General features: G+C 72.5%; 14 protein-coding genes. 13 read left to right on the forward strand and 1 reads right to left on the reverse strand.

From position 1 onward, the window contains the following. Positions 1 to 13: 13 nt before the first annotated feature. The 4 genes from RY076_RS06070 (at position 14) to ahcY (ending at position 5,292) form a co-directional block, all read left to right on the forward strand. A complete protein-coding gene (locus tag RY076_RS06070; protein WP_323096695.1) occupies positions 14 to 1,147 on the forward strand; it encodes an SIS domain-containing protein in 1,134 nt (377 codons plus the stop codon). Positions 1,148 to 1,235: 88 nt separating this feature from the next. Next, positions 1,236 to 2,621, forward strand: a complete 1,386-nt coding sequence (locus RY076_RS06075; protein WP_323096696.1) for a mycothione reductase — start codon at positions 1,236 to 1,238, stop codon at positions 2,619 to 2,621. Positions 2,622 to 2,714: 93 nt separating this feature from the next. After that, positions 2,715 to 3,644: a DUF808 domain-containing protein gene (locus tag RY076_RS06080; RefSeq protein ID WP_323096697.1), complete on the forward strand. Its 930-nt coding sequence runs from the start codon at positions 2,715 to 2,717 to the stop codon at positions 3,642 to 3,644. 211 nt (positions 3,645 to 3,855) lie between these two features. After that, complete coding sequence (gene ahcY, locus RY076_RS06085; RefSeq protein ID WP_323096698.1) at positions 3,856 to 5,292, forward strand: adenosylhomocysteinase; 1,437 nt, start codon at positions 3,856 to 3,858, stop codon at positions 5,290 to 5,292. Positions 5,293 to 5,379: 87 nt separating this feature from the next. Here the strand turns inward: ahcY and RY076_RS06090 are convergent, their stop codons facing one another. Further along, positions 5,380 to 6,873, reverse strand: a complete 1,494-nt coding sequence (locus RY076_RS06090) for a hypothetical protein (RefSeq protein ID WP_323096699.1) — start codon at positions 6,871 to 6,873, stop codon at positions 5,380 to 5,382. A gap of 136 nt (positions 6,874 to 7,009) precedes the next feature. Between RY076_RS06090 and RY076_RS06095 the strand changes: the two genes are divergently transcribed. The 9 genes from RY076_RS06095 to secA all read left to right on the forward strand — a co-directional run bounded on the left by RY076_RS06095 (position 7,010) and on the right by secA (position 18,981). Further along, positions 7,010 to 7,555, forward strand: coding sequence for a hypothetical protein (locus RY076_RS06095; RefSeq protein ID WP_323096700.1), 546 nt, complete (start codon positions 7,010 to 7,012; stop codon positions 7,553 to 7,555). Positions 7,556 to 7,709: 154 nt separating this feature from the next. Further along, entirely contained in the window at positions 7,710 to 8,387 is a 678-nt protein-coding gene (mtrA, locus tag RY076_RS06100; RefSeq protein WP_413785740.1) for an MtrAB system response regulator MtrA, read from the forward strand. Positions 8,388 to 8,389: 2 nt separating this feature from the next. Continuing rightward, positions 8,390 to 10,150, forward strand: coding sequence for an MtrAB system histidine kinase MtrB (mtrB, locus tag RY076_RS06105; RefSeq protein WP_323096702.1), 1,761 nt, complete (start codon positions 8,390 to 8,392; stop codon positions 10,148 to 10,150). Then, on the forward strand, positions 10,147 to 11,997 hold the full coding sequence (locus RY076_RS06110; protein WP_323096703.1) for a GerMN domain-containing protein: 1,851 nt from the start codon (positions 10,147 to 10,149) through the stop codon (positions 11,995 to 11,997). Before mtrB ends, RY076_RS06110 begins: the two co-directional genes overlap by 4 nt. 125 nt (positions 11,998 to 12,122) lie before the next feature. After that, positions 12,123 to 12,944 (forward strand): ComF family protein, encoded by an 822-nt coding sequence (locus tag RY076_RS06115; protein ID WP_323096704.1) that lies wholly within the window; start codon positions 12,123 to 12,125, stop codon positions 12,942 to 12,944. A 247-nt stretch (positions 12,945 to 13,191) separates the two neighbouring features. Beyond that, positions 13,192 to 13,827: a ribosome hibernation-promoting factor, HPF/YfiA family gene (hpf, locus tag RY076_RS06120; RefSeq protein WP_323096705.1), complete on the forward strand. Its 636-nt coding sequence runs from the start codon at positions 13,192 to 13,194 to the stop codon at positions 13,825 to 13,827. A gap of 181 nt (positions 13,828 to 14,008) precedes the next feature. Then, complete coding sequence (locus RY076_RS06125) at positions 14,009 to 14,692, forward strand: response regulator transcription factor (protein WP_323096706.1); 684 nt, start codon at positions 14,009 to 14,011, stop codon at positions 14,690 to 14,692. Positions 14,693 to 14,790: 98 nt separating this feature from the next. Then, positions 14,791 to 16,008: a winged helix-turn-helix domain-containing protein gene (locus RY076_RS06130; protein WP_323096707.1), complete on the forward strand. Its 1,218-nt coding sequence runs from the start codon at positions 14,791 to 14,793 to the stop codon at positions 16,006 to 16,008. Between the two features lie 156 nt (positions 16,009 to 16,164). Further along, positions 16,165 to 18,981: a preprotein translocase subunit SecA gene (gene secA / locus RY076_RS06135; protein ID WP_323096708.1), complete on the forward strand. Its 2,817-nt coding sequence runs from the start codon at positions 16,165 to 16,167 to the stop codon at positions 18,979 to 18,981. Positions 18,982 to 19,121: the final 140 nt, after the last annotated feature.

Consider the following 19,121-nt stretch of genomic DNA (forward strand, 5'->3'; position numbering starts at 1 on the left):
CACGGTCCCCGCCGTGTTCGACGAGACGCGCCTCGACGACCAGGGGACCCTCGCGTCCCTCGACCGCAGCGACACGCTGGTCGCCCTCGCGTCCGCCGGGGCCCAGGTACGACGCTCGCTCGCAGCAGCGTCCGACGCCGGACTGGAGCGGCTGCGCGGCCTCGACCCGCGCGGCATCGTCGTGGCCGCCGCCGGGGGTTCGGCCGCCGTCGCCGACCTCTTCGAGGCGCTCGCCTGCGCGGGCGCCTCGTTGCCGGTCCAGAGCTGCTCCGCAGCCCCGCTGCCGGGGTGGGTGGGCTCGTTGGACCTCGTCATCGCGGTGTCCCAGTCGGGCCGAGCCGCAGGAACGCTCGCGCTGGCGGCCGAGGCCCAGCGTCGGGGCGCCTCGCTGCTGACGATCGGCGCGGCCGACTCACCGCTCGCGGAGGTCAGCGCGCGAGCCCGGGGCGTGCACGTGCCCATCCCCGTGTCGGGCTCGTCGTCGCGCACCTCGATGTGGGCCCAGGCCACGCCGGCCCTGCTGGCGGCCGACGCGCTCGGCATCGCGGCAGTCGGCAGCGACACCCTCGAGTCCCTCGCGGACGTCCTCGACCGGTGCGCCACCGAGGCCCGGCCGGCGTCGGAGTCGTTCGTCAACCCGGCCAAGGTGCTGGCCACCGAGGTCGCCGAGTCGGCGCCGATCGTGCTGGGGGAGGGGCCGTTCGGCGGCGTCGCGGCCCGACGCGCGGCGTCGATGTTCGGGCGCACCGGACGGGTGCCGGTGGCGCACGGCGCGCTGCCCGACGCCGCGAGCCAGATCGTGGCCTGCTTCGACGGCCTGCTGGCCGGGGGCGGGGCCGAGGGCGGCGACGACATCTTCGCCGACCCGTTCCTCGACGGACCCACACGGCCGCCGCTCCGCCTCATCATGCTGCGCGACACGAGCGAGGGCGCCGACGCGCGCCTCACCTCGACCATCGTCTCCGTCGCCGAGGACACCGGCGTCCGCGTCTCGCTCGTCGACGCGCCGTCGACCGACCCGCTGCTGCGCTTCGCCCACCACGTCGCCCTCACCGACTTCGCCGCCACCTACCTGGCGCTCGGGCAGGGCTTCGATCCCGCGACCTCGCCGCACGTCGAGCTGCTGCGCGGGGCCCGCGGCCGCTGACCTCCGCCGGACGCCGAGCCGCTCGCGGGTGATCACCGTCCAGGGGTGCTACCGCCTCCGACGCCTCACGCGTCCGTAGGCTGCGGGCGTGGCCCACTACGACCTGGCGATCATCGGCTCCGGCAGCGGCAACTCCCTCGTCACCCCCGACTTCGCCGACAAGCGTGTCGCCGTCATCGAGGGCGGCACCTTCGGCGGCACGTGCACCAACGTCGGGTGCATCCCGACGAAGATGTTCGTCTACGCCGCCGAGGTGGCCGACGCGGTGCGTGACGCGGAGCGCTACGGCGTCGACGCCACGCTCGATGGCGTGCGCTGGCGCGACGTGCGCGACCGCGTCTTCGGGCGGATCGACCCGATCTCCGAGGGCGGCCTGCGCTACCGGCAGGACGGGCCGAACACGGCGGCGGTGCTCGGCCACGCACGCTTCACCGGCGAGCGGGAGCTGACCGTCGAGCTCGCCGGCGGTGGCACCGAGGTGGTCACGGCCGACCAGGTCGTCGTCGCCGCGGGGGCCCGGCCGGTCATCCCGGACGTCGTCGCCGACTCGGGGGTGCCGTTCCACACCTCCGACACGGTCATGCGCATCGACGAGCTGCCGCGGCGGATGGTTGTCATCGGCGGCGGCTTCATCGCGGCCGAGATGGCGCACGTCTTCTCCGCTTTCGGCGTGCACGTCACGGTCCTGGCGCGCGGCTCGCAGCTGCTGCGCCACCTCGACACCGAGATCTCCCACCGCTTCACCGATCTGGCGCGCGAGCAGTGGGACGTGCGCACGGGCGTCGAGGTCGCCTCCCTCGAGCCGGCCGACGGCGGCGGGTTCCGGGTCCACCTCACCGGCGGCAGCTGCGTCGAGGGCGACCTCCTGCTCGTGGCCACGGGCCGACGCCCCAACACCGACGACCTCGGCGCCGAGGCCGTCGGCCTGCGGCTGCACGAGGACGGGCGGGTCGTCGTCGACGAGCACGGGCGCACCAACCTGCCCGGCGTCTGGGCGCTCGGCGACGTCAGCTCGCCGTGGCAGCTCAAGCACGTCGCGAACGCCGAGGCCCGCGCGGTCGCGCACAACCTCGTGCACCCGGACGACCTCCACCGCCTCCCGCACGCCCACGTCCCCTCCGGCGTCTTCAGCCACCCGCAGGTGGCGACGGTGGGCCTGAGCGAGCAGGCCGCCGTCGACGCCGGCGTCCCGCACGTCACCTTCGTGCAGCGCTACGGCGACACGGCGTACGGCTGGGCCATGGAGGACACGACCAGCGTCTGCAAGCTCGTCGCCGACCCGAGCTCGGGGCGGCTGCTCGGCGCCCACCTGCTGGGGGCCCACGCGACGAGCCTCGTGCAGCCGCTCGTGCAGGCCATGGCCACCGGCGCGCACGTCCACGACGTCGCGCGGGGCCAGTACTGGATCCACCCCGCCCTGGCCGAGGTCGTCGAGAACGCTCTCCTGGGGCTCGAGGTCGACCCGCCCGCCTGAGGAGCACGCCGCGCCGGGCGGTTCCCCGACCGGCCGCCGACGCGTCGGGACCCGTCCCTGAGAGAACGCTGGGACGGGCCCTAGGCTGTGCGCATGGCAGGTGGACTCGTAGCGCTCCTCGACGACGTCGCAGCCCTCGTCAAGCTCGCGGCCGCGTCGGTCGACGACGTCGGCGCCGCGGCCACGAAGGCCAGCATCAAGGCCACGGGCGTCGTCGTCGACGACACCGCCGTGACGCCGCGCTACGTGCAGGGCCTCGAGCCCGAGCGCGAGCTGCCGATCATCCGCAAGATCGCCGTGGGCTCGCTGCGCAACAAGCTGCTCATCATCCTGCCGGTCATCATGGTGCTCAGCCAGTACGTGTCCTGGCTGCTGACGCCGATCCTCATGGTCGGTGGCGCCTACCTCGCCTACGAGGGCGCCGAGAAGGTGTGGGAGCTCGTCTCGGGCCACCACGAGGAGGAGGCCGAGGCCGGCGAGGTCGACGAGAAGGCTGTCGTCTCGGGCGCCATCCGCACCGACTTCATCCTGTCGGCCGAGATCATGGTCATCGCGCTGAACGAGGTCGACACCGAGCCGTTCCTCTCGCGCCTCATCATCCTGGTCATCGTCGCCGTGCTCATCACGGCGCTCGTGTACGGCGTCGTCGGGCTCATCGTCAAGATGGACGACGTCGGCCTGGCACTCGCCCAGCGCGAGTCGGGCGCCTCGCAGCGCGTCGGCCGGGCCCTCGTCCGCGGCATGCCGAAGCTGCTGTCGGTGCTCTCGACCGTCGGCATCGCGGCGATGCTCTGGGTCGGCGGCCACATCCTGCTCGTCGGCGTCGACGAGCTGGGCTGGCACTGGCTCTACGGGCAGGTGCACCACCTCGAGGAGGCGGTCGAGGGAGTGGCCGGCATCGGCGGCGTCCTCGCGTGGATCGTCAACACCCTCGCCTCGGCGCTCATCGGTCTCGTCGTCGGTGCCCTCATCGTGGCCGTCCTCCACGTCCTGCCCCGACGCCGCAAGCCCGCCACCCACTGACCCCGGCCCGGGGCGAGGTGACCCGCGACCGCATCCGGTCGTCGATCACCTCGAACCGACGCGGAGGCGGGCGAGGTTCGACAGCGGCATTGGGGGTCAGGCGGCCGCGTCGCTAGACTGGACAACCGCCGGCGTGGGTGATGACCCGCGAACGATGGCCCAGAGGGGCGCGCCGGGTCTGCACACCGACCACCAGAGGAAGCGATCACCCATGTCCTTCGACTACAAGGTTGCCGACCTGAGCCTCGCCGAGGCGGGCCGCCACCAGCTCCGACTCGCCGAGCACGAGATGCCCGGCCTCATGGCCATCCGCGCCGAGTACGCCGACGCGCAGCCGCTCAAGGGCGCCCGCATCGCCGGGTCCCTGCACATGACCGTCCAGACGGCCGTGCTCATCGAGACCCTCACCGCCCTCGGCGCCGAGGTCCGCTGGGCCTCCTGCAACATCTACTCCACCCAGGACGAGGCCGCCGCGGCCGTCGTCGTCGGCCCGAAGGGCAGCGCCGACGACCTCCAGGGCGTGCCGGTCTTCGCCTGGAAGGGCGAGACCCTCCCCGAGTACTGGTGGTGCACCGACCAGATCCTCACCTGGCCCGGCGGCGAGGGCCCGAACATGATCCTCGACGACGGCGGCGACGCCACGATGCTCGTCCACAAGGGCCGCGAGTGGGAGAAGGCCGGCCAGGTGCCGCCGACCACCGACGAGGACTCCGAGGAGTTCGGCGTCTTCAAGGAGCTCGTGCGCCAGACGATGGCCGTCGACGGCCAGAAGTGGACCACGGTCGCCGCCGGCATCAAGGGCGTCACCGAGGAGACCACGACCGGTGTCCACCGCCTCTACCAGCTCGCCGAGGCCGGCGAGCTGCTCTTCCCGGCCATCAACGTCAACGACGCGGTGACCAAGAGCAAGTTCGACAACACCTACGGCTGCCGCCACTCGCTCATCGACGGCCTCAACCGCGCCACCGACGTCCTCATCGGCGGCAAGGTCGCCGTCGTCGCCGGCTACGGCGACGTGGGCAAGGGCTGCGCCGAGTCGCTCCGAGGCCAGGGCGCCCGCGTCATCGTCACCGAGATCGACCCGATCTGCGCGCTGCAGGCCGCGATGGAGGGCTTCCAGGTCGCCCGCATGGAGGACGTCGTCGAGTCCGCCGACATCTTCATCACGACGACCGGCTGCTACGACGTCATCACCGCCGAGCACATGACGAAGATGAAGAACAAGGCGATCGTCGCCAACATCGGCCACTTCGACAACGAGATCGACATGGCCGGCCTGGCCCGCGTTCCCGGCGTGACGAAGACGCAGATCAAGCCGCAGGTGCACGAGTGGACCTTCGACGGTGGCAGCTCGATCATCCTGCTGTCCGAGGGGCGCCTCATGAACCTCGGCAACGCCACCGGCCACCCGAGCTTCGTCATGAGCAACAGCTTCAGCAACCAGACGATCGCCCAGATCGAGCTCTTCACGAAGACCGGCGACTACGCGAAGCAGGTCTACACCCTGCCGAAGCACCTCGACGAGAAGGTCGCCCGCCTGCACCTCGACGCCCTCGGGGTCCAGCTCACCGAGCTGACCAAGGGCCAGGCCGAGTACCTCGGCGTCGACGTGGCCGGCCCGTACAAGCCGGAGCACTACCGCTACTGACGCCGCCGCGTCCCGACGCGCTCGCCGCGTCCCGACGCGTCAGCCACGGTGCCGCTCGCCCCGTTGGGGGCGGGCGGCACCCGTGCGTCAGGAGCCGGACGTCGCCGGGGCCTGCAGCAGGACGAACTCGCTGTCCTTGGCCGCGACGCTCCAGCCGGTCTGCTTCTGCAGGGCCTCGGAGGCGGCGGACGACGTGGACACGAGGGCCCACCGGCACCCGGTGTGGGTCAGGTAGGCGGTCCACCCCGGGCTCGCGGCGGAGAAGGCGACGTACTCGCGCACGTGGGCGAGGCTGTACACCTCGACGCGGCCGTCGATGGCGGGCCGCACGTTCGGGTGGCTCCAGATGAGCCAGCCGCCGATGCCGTAGTCGTTGCACACGACGGTTCCGGCCGGAAGCTTGGCGATCGCGGGGTCGAGCCCCGTGGCCCCCGAGCCGGGAGCGACCGCCCGCACCGCCACGACGACCGCGGCCACGACGAGCCCGAGCGTGGTCAGCCCGAGCGTGAACCGGACCTCGCGCCGTTCGAGCGGCTCTGGATCGGTGGGCAGCAGACCCTGCAGGGTCACGGCGGCCACCGGCGCGACGACCGCGGCGCCGACGGCGACGGTGCGCGCGTAGAGCAGCGCGAGGCCCGTGCCGAGGACGAGCAGCAGGACGTCGGTCCAGGACACCTTGTCGCGGGACCGGGCCCACACGAGGACGACGACGGCGACCATCCCGACGAAGAACGCGAAACCCGGTTGTTTGATCGAGGGTGCCATCCACTCCTGGATGAACTGCGTCGTCTCGTTCACGGCGAACGGCGACAGCAGCAGCTCGGGCCCGGTCGGCGTCAGGGCGGCGACGGCGAGCGAGGCGAGCGGCACGAGGGCCAGGCGGCCCCACTGCCGGCGCGTGACGCGTCGGTCGAGGGCGATGCCGAGCAGCGCCACGACACCGACGAGCACCCCCATGAACCACATGCCGTGGGAGCAGGCCCACACCCAGGTCAGCGGCACGAGCCACCAGCGGGCGCGGCGGTCCTGCCAGGTGCGCAGCCACGCCCCGGTCGTCACGACGGTCAGCGCGAAGGTGACCAGGTGCGGCCGCAGCGACAGGCTCTGGCTCATCGCGGCCAGCGACACCGCCGTGACCGCGGCCGAGACGAGCAGGGAGCCCCGGCGCCGGGTGACACGCCACAGCGCGAGGCCGATGCCGGCGACGCCGAGCGGGAGCAGCCAGGCGACGCCGGGCAGGGCGAGCAGCTGCTGGAAGCCGCTCATGAGCAGCTCGGGAAGCCACTCGTGCAGGCGCCACGGCTGGGTCGACATCGTGCTCCACGGGTCGGGCCCGTTGAACACCCACGTCTGGCGGAGGCGGTCGCCGGCGGCGAGGTGCCAGAACGTGTCGGGGTCCGCCACCGGCCGCGCCACCTGGACCACGGCGGCGAGCAGGACGAGCCCGGGCAGCAGCTGGCGCACCCGGTAGGGCAGCGGTGGCCGCCGCGTCGCGGACGCGCCCGACGCCTGGTCCTCGCCCGATGCGTCGGACGCGTCGATGTCCTCCGGGGCGGTGGCGCGGGTCGTGTCGCTCGTCACGGCCCCGATCATCCCCGCTCGACGCGTCCGGCAGGGTCGTTTTGGCCCGATCGGTTCCCCGCGCGGCGGGCTCGGCCGGGCAGCAGCGTGCGAGGATCTGAGGGCACCTCACATCGTCTGCCAGCAGGGACCCTCCATGAAGAAGCTCACGACCGCCGCACTCGCGCTGGCCCTCTCCGTGTCGCTCGCGGCCTGCAGCAAGGCCACCGACACGACGGGGACCTCCTCGAGCACGACGCCTGCCGCGTCGTCCACCTCCACGTCGTCGATGCCGTCGGACACGGCATCGGGCACCACGTCGGGCGCCGCCGGCGACTCGACCACCGCGGCGGAGCCGGTCGTGGTCGACCAGGCCACGCCCGAGGCCGCGATGACCTCGTGGCTCGGCTCCATGGTCGCCGGCGACGGCAAGACCGTCTGCGAGCTGATGGCCACCGGCGGCAAGACGATCTCGAGCATCCCGGGCGCGGCTGCGGCCTGCGGCAAGACGATCACCCCGATGCTGGACCAGCTCAAGGAGCTCGCCGGCGCGTTCCAGGGCCTGAAGATCACCGGTGCCACCGTCGCCGGCGACAAGGCCACCTTCGAGAGCGTCACGACCGAGCCGGCGCTGGCCGCCGACGTCGTCTCGAACTTCAAGGCCGTGCGCATCGGCGGCAAGTGGTACGTCACCCAGGGCTGAGCCCGCGGGAGTTCGGGGGTACCACCAGCCCGGCTGGACGCGCGGAACGGGGACTGCCTGCCGCCGCGCGGTACCGGCCGTTCTGCCTGCCTGTGTGATGATGTGCCAAGGACTAGGGACACGGGACACCGCCGTCCCGGGAATGGAGTGTGTCGTGAAGGGTCGGGTACTGGTCGTCGACGACGACCTCGCACTCGCCGAGATGCTCGGGATCGTGCTGCGCAACGAGGGCCTCGAGGTCTCCCACGTGGCCGACGGCTCCGAGGCGGTCGCCGCGTTCCGTGAGTCGCGTCCCGACCTCGTCCTGCTCGACGTCATGCTGCCCGGGCTCGACGGCATGGAGGTGTGCCGGCGCATCCGCTCCGAGAGCGGCGTGCCGATCGTCATGCTGACCGCCCGCACCGACACCGTCGACGTCGTCGTCGGCCTCGAGTCCGGCGCCGACGACTACGTCGTCAAGCCCTTCAAGCCCCAGGAGCTCATCGCCCGCGTCCGGGCCCGTCTGCGCCGCGGCGACGAGCCGGCCCCGGAGAAGCTCGCCATCGGCGACCTCGAGATCGACGTCGCCGGCCACTCGGTCAAGCGCGACGGCCAGCCCCTGTCGCTGACGCCGCTCGAGTTCGACCTGCTCGTCGCGCTCGCTCGCAAGCCGTGGCAGGTCTTCACCCGCGAGGTCCTGCTCGAGCAGGTGTGGGGCTACCGCCACGCCGGCGACACCCGCCTCGTGAACGTCCACGTCCAGCGGCTGCGCTCGAAGATCGAGCACGACCCCGAGCGCCCCGAGATCGTCGTCACGGTCCGTGGCGTCGGGTACAAGGCAGGTCCGGCATAGCCATGACCACGCGGTCGGGCAGCGCGTCGCGCGCCGCCGAGGTCGCCGGTCGCATGGGCCGAGCAGGCTCCGCGCTGCGCCGGGCCGGCGCGCGCCTCGTGCACCTGTGGCGGTCCTCGCTCGGGTTCCGCGTCGTCATGGTGACGATGCTGCTCGGCATCCTCGTGCTCACGGCCGTCGGCACCTACCTCTACGGCTCGATCGCGCAGGGCCTCGTCGACAGCCGGCAGCGGATCGCCGCCGACGACAGCCTGCGCGATGCCATCGACGCGCAGAAGCAGTTCGACTCGACCGACCAGAACGGCTCCGACGCCGCGCTGACCCAGTTCGCCACGAGCCTGGTCAACCAGTACCGCCGTGACGCGGGCAACGAGAAGCGCTACGTCGTGCTCTCGCGCCTCGACAACACCACCGGACGCATCATCTTCGGTCCCGTCGAGAGCGGCGCGGTCGGGGCTCGCTTCATCCCGGAGGAGCTGCGGCACGAGATCGCCACCCAGCCGGACCGCCAGCACCTGCAGGTCGCGACGATCGAGGAGGGCAACGACTCGGTCTCGGCGGTCATCGTCGGCCAGCGCATCGCCACCGGGGTGGCCGGCGACTACGGCCTCTACTTCATCTACCCGATGCACCGCGAGCGCGAGATCATCTCGTTCATCGGCCAGACGTTCCTCGTCGGTGGCGCCATCCTCGTGCTCCTCATCGGGGCGATCGCCTTCGTCGTGACCCGCCTCGTCGCCGATCCGGTCCGTCGGGCCGCGCTCGTCGCCGAACGGTTCGCCGAGGGCAACCTCAACGAGCGGATGCGGTCCAAGGGCGAGGACGACCTGGCCCGACTCGGCAACTCCTTCAACGCCATGGCGGCCTCGCTCCAGCAGCAGATCGCCCAGCTGGAGAACCTCTCCCGGGTCCAGCAGCGGTTCGTCTCCGACGTGTCGCACGAGCTGCGCACGCCGCTGACGACGATCCGCATGGCCGGCGACCTCATCCACGACTCGCGCACCGGCTTCGACCCGACCGTCGCTCGCTCGGCCGAGCTGCTGCACAAGGAGCTCGACCGGTTCGAGTCGCTGCTCACCGACCTGCTCGAGATCTCCCGGTTCGACGCCGGCGCCGCGGTGCTCGAGGTCGAGGCCACCGACCTGCGGGCGTCGGTCGAGCGCGCCGTCGACGCCCACCGGGCCCTCGCGGCCAGCCGCGGCACCGACCTGGTGCTGCGGATGCCGTCGCAGCCGGTCCTGGCCGACATGGACTCCCGACGCATCGAGCGGATCCTGCGCAACCTCGTGTCCAACGCCGTCGAGCACGGCGAGGGCCGCCCCATCGAGGTGACGATCGGCGAGAACGACTCGGCAGTCGCCGTCACGGTCCGCGACCACGGCGTCGGGCTGCGCCCCGGTGAGGCCGCCCTCGTGTTCACCCGGTTCTGGCGCGCCGACCCGGCCCGTGCCCGCACCACCGGCGGCACCGGGCTCGGCCTGGCCATCGCCCTCGAGGACGCTCGCCTCCACGCCGGCCGGCTCGAGGCGTGGGGCGCGCTGGGGGAGGGGTCCTGCTTCCGCCTGACCCTGCCGCGCCAGGCCGACGCCACGATCACGAGCTCGCCGCTGCCCCTCAGCCCGCTCGCCGCCGAGGCGGCTCGGGCCCGCCGCGAGGGGGCGGCGCTCGGCGAGGCCGCGCGCAGCGACGGCACCGGCGGGACCGGCAGCACCGACGAGGACACCCTGCGCCTGCGGCGCATCGCCGTGGAGCGCTCCCCGTGACCGAGAGCGGACGCGAGGGCCGACGCCGTTCCCGACGCCGGTTGCGTCGCGGGCCACGGGCGGCGCTCGCCGTCGTCGCCCTGGCGGCCACGGTGGTGCTCGCGGCCTGCGGCGGCCTCCCCGGCAGCGGGCCGGTCGTCGAGGGACGGGCTCTCGGCGACAGCGCCGTCGAGCCCGTCAGGGTCGCGGCCGTCGGTCCCGCCGACGGGGCGAGCCAGGAGGCCGTCATCAGCGGGTTCCTGCGCGCCGGTGAGGACAGCGACGAGACGCACCAGACCGGCAAGCTCTACCTCGCGCCGCAGTCGGTCGACCTGTGGCAGGTGGGCACCGAGGACGTCGTCGTCTACGACGGCGACGTGTCCTTCCGCCGCATCGACGAGAGCACGCTCGAGGTGTCCACCGACGAGGTCGCCCGGTTGTCGCCCGACGGCCACTACGAGGAGCAGGAGCAGGGCACCCGCGCGAAGATGGTGCTCGGCCTGACGAAGGTCGGTGGGGAGTGGCGCATCGAGCTGCCGTCCCGGGGCTTCGGTCTCTGGCTCGACACCGACCAGTTCGAGCGCACGTACACCAACCAGCTCGTCTACTACGTCACGAAGACCGGCCGTGACCTCGTGCCGGACTCCCGGTGGTTCCCCATCGGCACCCGCCTGCCGACGACCCTGGCCCGCGCCCAGCTCTCGCCGGTGCCGGCCTACCTCGCCGGCGCGGTCTTCACGGCGGTGCCTCCGGGCACGCGCCTCGGCGTCAACGCCGTCCCCGTCGAGAACGGGCAGGCGCAGGTCAACCTCAGCAGCCAGGCGTTGTCGGCCGACCCCGACGGCCGTGCGGCGATGTGGGCCCAGCTGACCGAGACCCTGCGCCAGGTGTCGGCCGTCTCGGCGGTGTCGCTGGCCGTGGCCACGACCCCGCTCGAGCTGCCGGGTGGGCTGACGAGCGTCGGGGCCGCCGTCGACCTCGGGTTCGACACGGTCACCCGACCGCCCCAGGAGACCGCGCTGCTGCGCTCCGGCGACTCGATCGTCCGGATCGACCCGACGTTCGTGCCCGACACGGGCAACGGCGGTCGCCGCCCCGACCTCAAGCCCCGCGACGGCGACGTCGCGCGCGTCCCGGACACGTGGACGGCCCTCGCGCTGTCGGTCGACGGCAAGCAGGTGGCCGCGATCTCGACCGGCCGCGCCGAGCTGTCGATCTGGAGCGCGACGACCGAGACCCGCTTCCTCGCGCCCTTCGCGACGGCGCTGACTCGTCCGAGCTACGACGCGAGCGGCTACCTGTGGATCGGTGGCACGGGCCGCGACGGCGCCACGCACGTCTACGTCCTCGACTCGGTGTCGAAGGACCCCGCCGCCAAGCCGCGTGCCGTCAACGCCCCGTGGCTCGCCGGTCGTCGCGTGCTCGCCGTCAGCGTCTCGGCCGACGCCGCCCGGGCCCTCGTCATCAGCACCGACCGGTTCGGCCGCGACCAGCAGCTCGGGCTGACCGGCATCGTGCGCTCGAGCAACGGCGAGCCGCTCACCCTGACCAAGCCCGAGCGCGAGGCCCAGTCGCTGACCCAGCTGCAGGACGTCACGTGGCTCGGCCCGGCGTCCTACGCGGTGCTCGGGACCGAGGGCACGAGCGGGCGCATGCGCCCCTGGACCGGCACGCTGGGGGCGGGCATCGACGGGCGCCGCCACTCGGCCCAGGCCCTCGGGGCGGTGGCCGGGGCCGTGCGGATCACCACGGTGGGCGGACCGCGCGGGCTCGCCATCGTCACCTCCGACGACCACGTGTGGGTGCGGGCCGGGTCCACGTGGCGCAAGATCGAGAACGGCAGCGACGTCCTCGTCCCGGGCGGCTGACCCAACGGCAGCTGTGCGCCGGGCCCCCGGGCCGCCGTCCACACCTCCCCGGACGCGTCGCCGTCCGTCCACAGGTGCCCCGCGGCGTGGCGCGGCCGAGGGCGGCTGCGCGGTGTCATGGGGTGGTGCCCGTCCCGCCCGAGGTGGCCGGACGCGTCCGGGCGGTCGCCGCCGGGCTGCTCCTGCCGCTCGCCGACCTCGTCCTGCCGGTCGAGTGCGCCGGGTGCGGTCGGCCCGGTCGCCCGTGGTGCCGGCGCTGCGACCGGGCGCTCCCGGGCCTGGCCTTCGGCGCCGACGGCGATGTGCCTGCTGCAGGTCCGGGCGCCCGGGTCGTCCCGCCGCGGGCGCCCGCGACGCTGCCGCCGGTCTGGGCGTGGGGGCCCTACGACGGGCCGCTGCGCCGGGCCGTGCCCGCGTGGAAGGACCACGGACGCCGCGACGTCGAGGCGGTCCTCGCGCCGCTGCTGGCTGCCGCCCTCCGGGCGGCGGTGCGCGGGTCCGGGTGGGCCTCGGGCCCGGTCCTCGTCGTGCCGGTGCCCTCCTCGCGACGCGCCGAGCGACGGCGCGGCGACACGCCGCTCACCGAGCTCACGACCCGCGCGCTCGGCGTGTCGCGGCACCCCACGGATCCGGTGCCGCCGGTCGCCACCAGGCTCGCGGCGGCCCTGGCCCCGACCCGTCGCACGCGGGACCAGGCGGGCCTCGGCCGCACGGAGAGGCAACGCAACCTCGAGGGGTCGATGGTGGTGAAACCGTTGTGGCGCAACGTGATCCGTGGGCGGCAATGCGTCGTCGTCGACGACGTCCTGACCACCGGGGCCACCCTCGCCGAGGCCGCCCGGGCGCTGCGAGCCGCCGGCGCGGCAGACGTCGTGGGGGCCACCGTGGCGGCCACGCCCGCCCCGACGACGCGCCCGGGAAGGGGCGCCGGAGGCCCCCGACTGTGATGTTCGACGAGACACCGGGCACTCCTTCCACCGGCGTCACACCCGAAGTAGTGTCGGGTCATGGAACCCCGTCCTCCGGGGTGCGGCTCCGGGTATGACCAGTTGGTCAGAGCTCCGGTGCCGGACCGGAGGCGTGATCGAGCGGAAGGGGTGGTGCCGACCCGACAGTGGGCCGGCCCCCGCGTGGCCCGGCCCGAACCGCATGTCTGCGCCGCACGAAGAAGCCGTGCGCGATCAAGGAGGAACCGTGGAGATCGTCGTCACTGGGCGTCACGTCCAGATCCCCGACCGATTCCGTCAGCAGCTGGACGAGCGACTGGCCAAGGTGCCCGCGCTCGCCCCGAAGGTGCACCGCATCGATGTCGTCGTCACCCACGAGCGGGTCGCCCGTGGGTCCGAGAAGGTCGAGATCACGTGCCGGGCCAAGGGCCCTGTGATCCGTGCCGAGGCCTGCCTCGACGACAAGTACGCCGCGCTCGACGCGGCCGTCGACAAGCTCATGGATCGGTTGCGGCGCCTGCACGACAAGCGGAAGGTGAGCCGGGGACGGCGGGTCCCCGAGTCGGTGGCGCAGGCGACGGCACGCATCGACGCGGCGGGGGAGACCGCGGCGCTCGACACGGCCCCCGACGACGGACGCATCGACGACCTCGACCGCTTCGGCGCGCTCGGCAACAGCCCGATCGAGGTGCGCGAGAAGGTCCACACGGCCGCCCCGATGTCCCTCGAGGACGCCGTCAACCAGATGGAGCTCGTCGGCCACGACTTCTTCCTGTTCCACGACGCCGACACCGACCGTCCCAGCGTCGTCTACCGGCGCCGTGGCTGGAGCTACGGCGTCCTGCACCTCGAGACCGACCAGGAGGTCGCGGCCGCCGGCTGAGACCCCCGTCGCATCCCTTCGCCTGCCGGGGCGCCGTCCGCACGAGCGGGCGGCGCCCCGGCCCGTTCCGGGGCCCGTTCCGGGCCCGTTCCGGGGCCGGTTCCGGGCCCGTCGGCGTGCAGCCGAAGGATTCGTGCGCGCGGCGTCGTGCGTTGTCGGCGCGTTTTGGCAGGATGAGCAGGTGAACCCGCCGTCGGACGTCATCCGTGTCCTCATCGTCGACGACCACGCGCTCTACCGGCGCGGACTGCAGACCGTGCTCGAGACCGAGGACGGCATCAAGGTCGTCGGTGAGGCCGCCGACGGCGTCGAGGCAGTCAGCGTCGCCGAGGAGAAGGCCCCCGACGTCATCGTCATGGACGTCAGCATGCCCAAGCGCGGCGGCATCGACGCGTGCCGCGCGATCAAGCAGCGGATGCCCTCGGCCCGCATCCTCATGCTGACCAGCTCCGACGAGGAGGCCAACCTCTTCGAGGCGGTCCGCGCCGGGGCCAACGGCTACCTGCTCAAGGACGTCCCGCCCGAGGAGGTGGCCGACGGCATCCGCCGGCTGCACGACGGCCAGTCGCTCCTGTCGCCCCTCATGGCCTCCAAGCTGCTCACCGAGTTCGCCGCGATCAGCCAGCGCGAGACCGTGCCGGCCGCCACTCCGGGCCTCGAGGCGCCCCGGCTCACCGAGCGCGAGCTCGACATCCTCAAGCACGTCGCGCGGGGCAAGCTCAACCGCGAGATCGCCCAGGACCTGTTCATCTCCGAGAACACGGTGCGCAACCACATCCGCAACATCCTCGACAAGCTGCAGATGCACTCGCGGATGGAGGCGGCCATGTACGCCGTGCGCCAGCGGCTCATCGACCCCGACTGACGACCCCTGCTGACGAACACGGCTGACGGGCCCGTCCGGCGACCCGAGCACGCCCGACGAGCACGACCCACGAGCGCCCCACCGACGAGGACCTTCCCGTGACCGCTGCCCCGCGCCGGCTCAGCCGCGCCCAGGCCCGACGCGTCGCCATCGCCGCGCAGGGCTTCCTCGACCCGCGACCCGAGCCGTTCGCCGCGACGATGCGCCACGTCCAGCGCGTCATCGACCGCGTCGGCGTCATCCAGATCGACAGCGTCAACGTGCTCGCGCGCAGCCAGTACCTGCCGCTCTTCTCCCGACTCGGGCCCTACGACACGTCGCTGCTCGACCGCGCCCGCGACCGGGCGCCCCGCCGGCTCGTCGAGTACTGGGCCCACGAGGCGAGCCTCATCCCGCCGTCCACGTGGCCGCTGCTCGACCCGCGGATGCGCGCCGCCGCCGAGAAGGCGTGGGGCGGGATGCGGCGGATCCTCGCCGAGCGTCCCGACTTCGTCGACGTCGTCGAGGCCGAGGTCGTGGCGCGCGGGCCGATGACGGCGCGTGAGGCCGAGGCCGCCCTCGAGCACGACCAGCCGCGCAGCAAGGACCACTGGGGCTGGAACTGGTCGGAGGTCAAGCAGGCCCTCGAGTACCTCTTCTGGGCCGGGCGCATCAGCTCGGCCGGGCGCACGACGCAGTTCGAGCGGCGGTACGCCTCGCTGGCCGCCACGGCGCCGCCCGCCCAGCGGCCCGCGTGGACGCAGCGACCCGGCCCCGACGCCGACCCCGACCGCTACCTCGAGCTCGTCCGCATCGCCGCCCGCGCCCACGGCGTCGGCACCGAGCTGTGCCTGGCCGACTACTTCCGGATCAAACGCGAGGACGCCCGTCCCGCCATCGCGCGCCTCGTCGCCGCCGGCGAGCTCGTGCCGGTCGAGGTTCCCGGCTGGCGTCCGGCCTGGCTGCACGCCGAGGCCCGCCTGCCCCGACGCGTCCACGCCGAGGCGCTGGTCAGCCCGTTCGACTCGCTCGTGTGGCAGCGCGAGCGGATCCACGACCTCTGGGACTTCCACTACCGCATCGAGATCTACACACCGGCCCACCAGCGCGTGCACGGTTACTACGTCCTGCCGTTCCTGCACGGCGACGCCCTCGTGGCCCGGTGCGACCTCAAGGCCGACCGGGCCGGCGGCGTCCTGCGTTGCCCGGGCGTCACGTGGGAGCCCGGCGCGCCGGCGGAGGCCCGGGCCGCCCTGGTGCGCAACCTCGAGTCGATGGCGCAGTGGTTGGGGCTGGGGCGGGTCGACCTGCCCACCGGCTGGGCCGACGCGCCGTGAGGCGACCGTGACCGGTTCGGAACCGAGCCGGTCCGGTGTGCGTTGGTCGGAGAGTCGGAAGGGCGGCTAGCCTAGGCGGGTCCCGTGACCCATCACGGGCGATGGAGCCCGCCCACCGGGCGAGCCCACACGTTCAGTCGGGAGTGAGATCACCAGATGGCCGTCATCGAGAAGCTGCTTCGCGCCGGCGAGGGCCGGACCCTGAAGAAGCTCCAGGGCATCGCCAAGCAGGTCAACGCCCTCGAGGCCGACTTCGAGAAGCTCTCCGACGAGGAGCTGCGCGACGAGACCAAGGGCTTCCGCGAGCGACTCGACAACGGCGAGACCCTCGACCAGCTGCTGCCGGAGGCCTTCGCCGCCGTTCGCGAGGCGAGCAAGCGCACCCTCGGCAAGCGCCACTTCGACGTGCAGCTGATGGGTGGCGCCGCCCTGCACATGGGCAACGTCGCGGAGATGAAGACCGGTGAGGGCAAGACGCTCGTGGCGACCCTGCCGAGCTACCTCAACGCGCTGTCCGGCAAGGGCGTCCACGTCATCACGGTCAACGACTTCCTCGCCGAGTACCAGTCCGAGCTGATGGGCCGCGTGCACCGCGCCCTCGGCATGGAGACCGGCTGCATCCTCGCCTCGATGACGCCCGAGCAGCGGCGGGCCGAATACGCCAAGGACATCACCTACGGCACGAACAACGAGTTCGGCTTCGACTACCTGCGCGACAACATGGCGTGGGAGCCCGCCGAGCTGGTCCAGCGCGGCCACAACTTCTGCATCGTCGACGAGGTCGACTCCATCCTCATCGACGAGGCGCGCACGCCGCTCATCATCAGCGGCCCGGCCGACCTCGCGACGAAGTGGTACGTCGAGTTCGCGCGCATCTCCCAGCGGCTGCACCGCGGCGAGGACGGGCGCGGCGACTACGAGGTCGACGAGAAGAAGCGCACCGTCGGCGTCCTCGAGTCCGGCATCGCCAAGGTCGAGGACGTCCTCGGCATCGACAACCTCTACGACACCGTGAACACGCCCCTCATCGGCTACCTCAACAACTCCATCAAGGCCAAGGAGCTGTTCAAGAAGGACAAGGACTACGTCGTCATGAACGGCGAGATCCTCATCGTCGACGAGCACACGGGCCGCATGCTGCCGGGCCGTCGCTACAACGAGGGCATGCACCAGGCGATCGAGGCGAAGGAGGGCGTCGAGATCAAGAACGAGAACCAGACGCTCGCGACGATCACCCTGCAGAACTACTTCCGCATGTACGACAAGCTCTCGGGCATGACGGGTACCGCCCAGACCGAGGCGGCCGAGCTCAACTCGATCTACAAGCTCGGCGTCATCCCGATCCCGACGAACCGCCCGATGATCCGCAAGGACCAGCCCGACCTCGTCTACCGCACGGAGGTCGCCAAGTTCGACGCCGTCGTCGACGACATCGTGGGACGCCACGGCGAGGGGCAGCCGGTCCTCGTCGGCACGACGTCGGTCGAGAAGAGCGAGTACCTCTCGCAGCAGCTGAAGAAGAAGGGCATCAAGCACGAGGTCCTCAACGCGAAGCAGCACGAGCGCGAGGCCGCGATCGTCGCCGACGCCGGGCGCAAGGGCGCCGTGACCGTCGCGACGAACATGGCCGGTCGAGGCACCGACATCATGCTCGGCGGCAACTCGGAGTTCCGGGCCGTGGCCGAGCTCAAGCGCCGTGGTCTCGACCCCGAGGAGACCCCGGAGGAGTACGAGGCCGCCTGGGACGAGGCGCTGGCATCGGCCGAGGAGGTCGTCGCCGCCGAGCACGCAGAGGTCACCGAGCTCGGTGGTCTCTACGTCCTCGGCACCGAGCGGCACGAGTCGCGCCGTATCGACAACCAGCTCCGCGGTCGTTCGGGCCGCCAGGGCGACCCGGGCGAGTCCCGCTTCTACCTCTCGCTGCACGACGACCTCATGCGCCTGTTCAACGCGGGCATCGTCGACCGCTTCATGCAGACGGCCGGCATGGAGGACGACGTGCCGATCGAGAGCAAGATGGTGTCGAACTCGATCCAGAAGGCCCAGGGCGCGGTCGAGGCCCAGAACTACGAGATCCGCAAGAACGTCCTCAAGTACGACGACGTCATGAACCGCCAGCGCCAGGTCATCTACGAGGAGCGGCGCGCCGTCCTCGAGGGCGAGGACCTGCACGAGCAGCTGCGTCTCTTCGTCAACGACGTCGTCGGCGGGTACGTCGACGCCGCGACGGCCGAGGGCTTCGCCGCCGACTGGGACCTCGAGCAGCTCTGGGACGCGCTGCGCCAGGTGTACCCGGTGTCGCTGTCGATCGAGGAGATCGAGGACGTCGCCGGCGGCCGCCAGTCGATCTCGGCCGGCCTGCTGCGCGAGCAGCTGCTGTCTGACGCCCACCGCGCCTACGACCAGCGCGAGGAGACGCTCGGCTCCGAGACGATGCGCGAGGTCGAGCGTCGTGTCGTCCTGTCGGTCCTGGACCGCAAGTGGCGCGAGCACCTCTACGAGATGGACTACCTCCAGGAGGGCATCGGCCTGCGCGCCATGGCCCAGCGTGACCCGCTCATCGAGTACCAGCGCGAGGGCTTCCAGCTCTTCGAGGCGATGATGGAGGCGATCAAGGAGGAGTCGGTCAGCCACCTCTTCTCCGTGGAGGTCCAGGTGGCGCCGCAGCCGGCGACCGTGGGTGCGGCCCCGATGGCCGTCTCCGACCTCGTGGCCGGGGTCGCCGCGGCGACCACCGACCGCACGGGTGCGGCCGCGGAGGGCGCCGAGGACGACGCCGAGGACGAGGGCTCCCATGCCTTCGGCTCCGGCGTGCTCGTGTCCGGCGTCGACCACACCGACGGTCAGCGTGCCGGTGCGCTCAGCTACTCGGCACCGGGGGAGGACGGCCGGGCCGTCGTCACCGGCGACCAGCAGCCGGTCGAGCGTCGCGCCGACCGTCGCGGCAAGAAGGTCAAGCGCAAGCGCCGCTGACCCCGACGCGCAGCACGCGCGACGAACGGCACACGACAGACGACGACGCGGGCCCCGACCACCTCGGTCGGGGCCCGCGTCGTGTCGTGCTGCGCGGCGTCCTGATGCGTCGGACGCGTCTCGCCGGCCCGCGCAGGTCG

The organism is Intrasporangium zincisolvens, from assembly GCF_034724055.1.
GTDB classification, from domain to species: Bacteria; Actinomycetota; Actinomycetes; order Actinomycetales; family Dermatophilaceae; genus Monashia; species Monashia zincisolvens.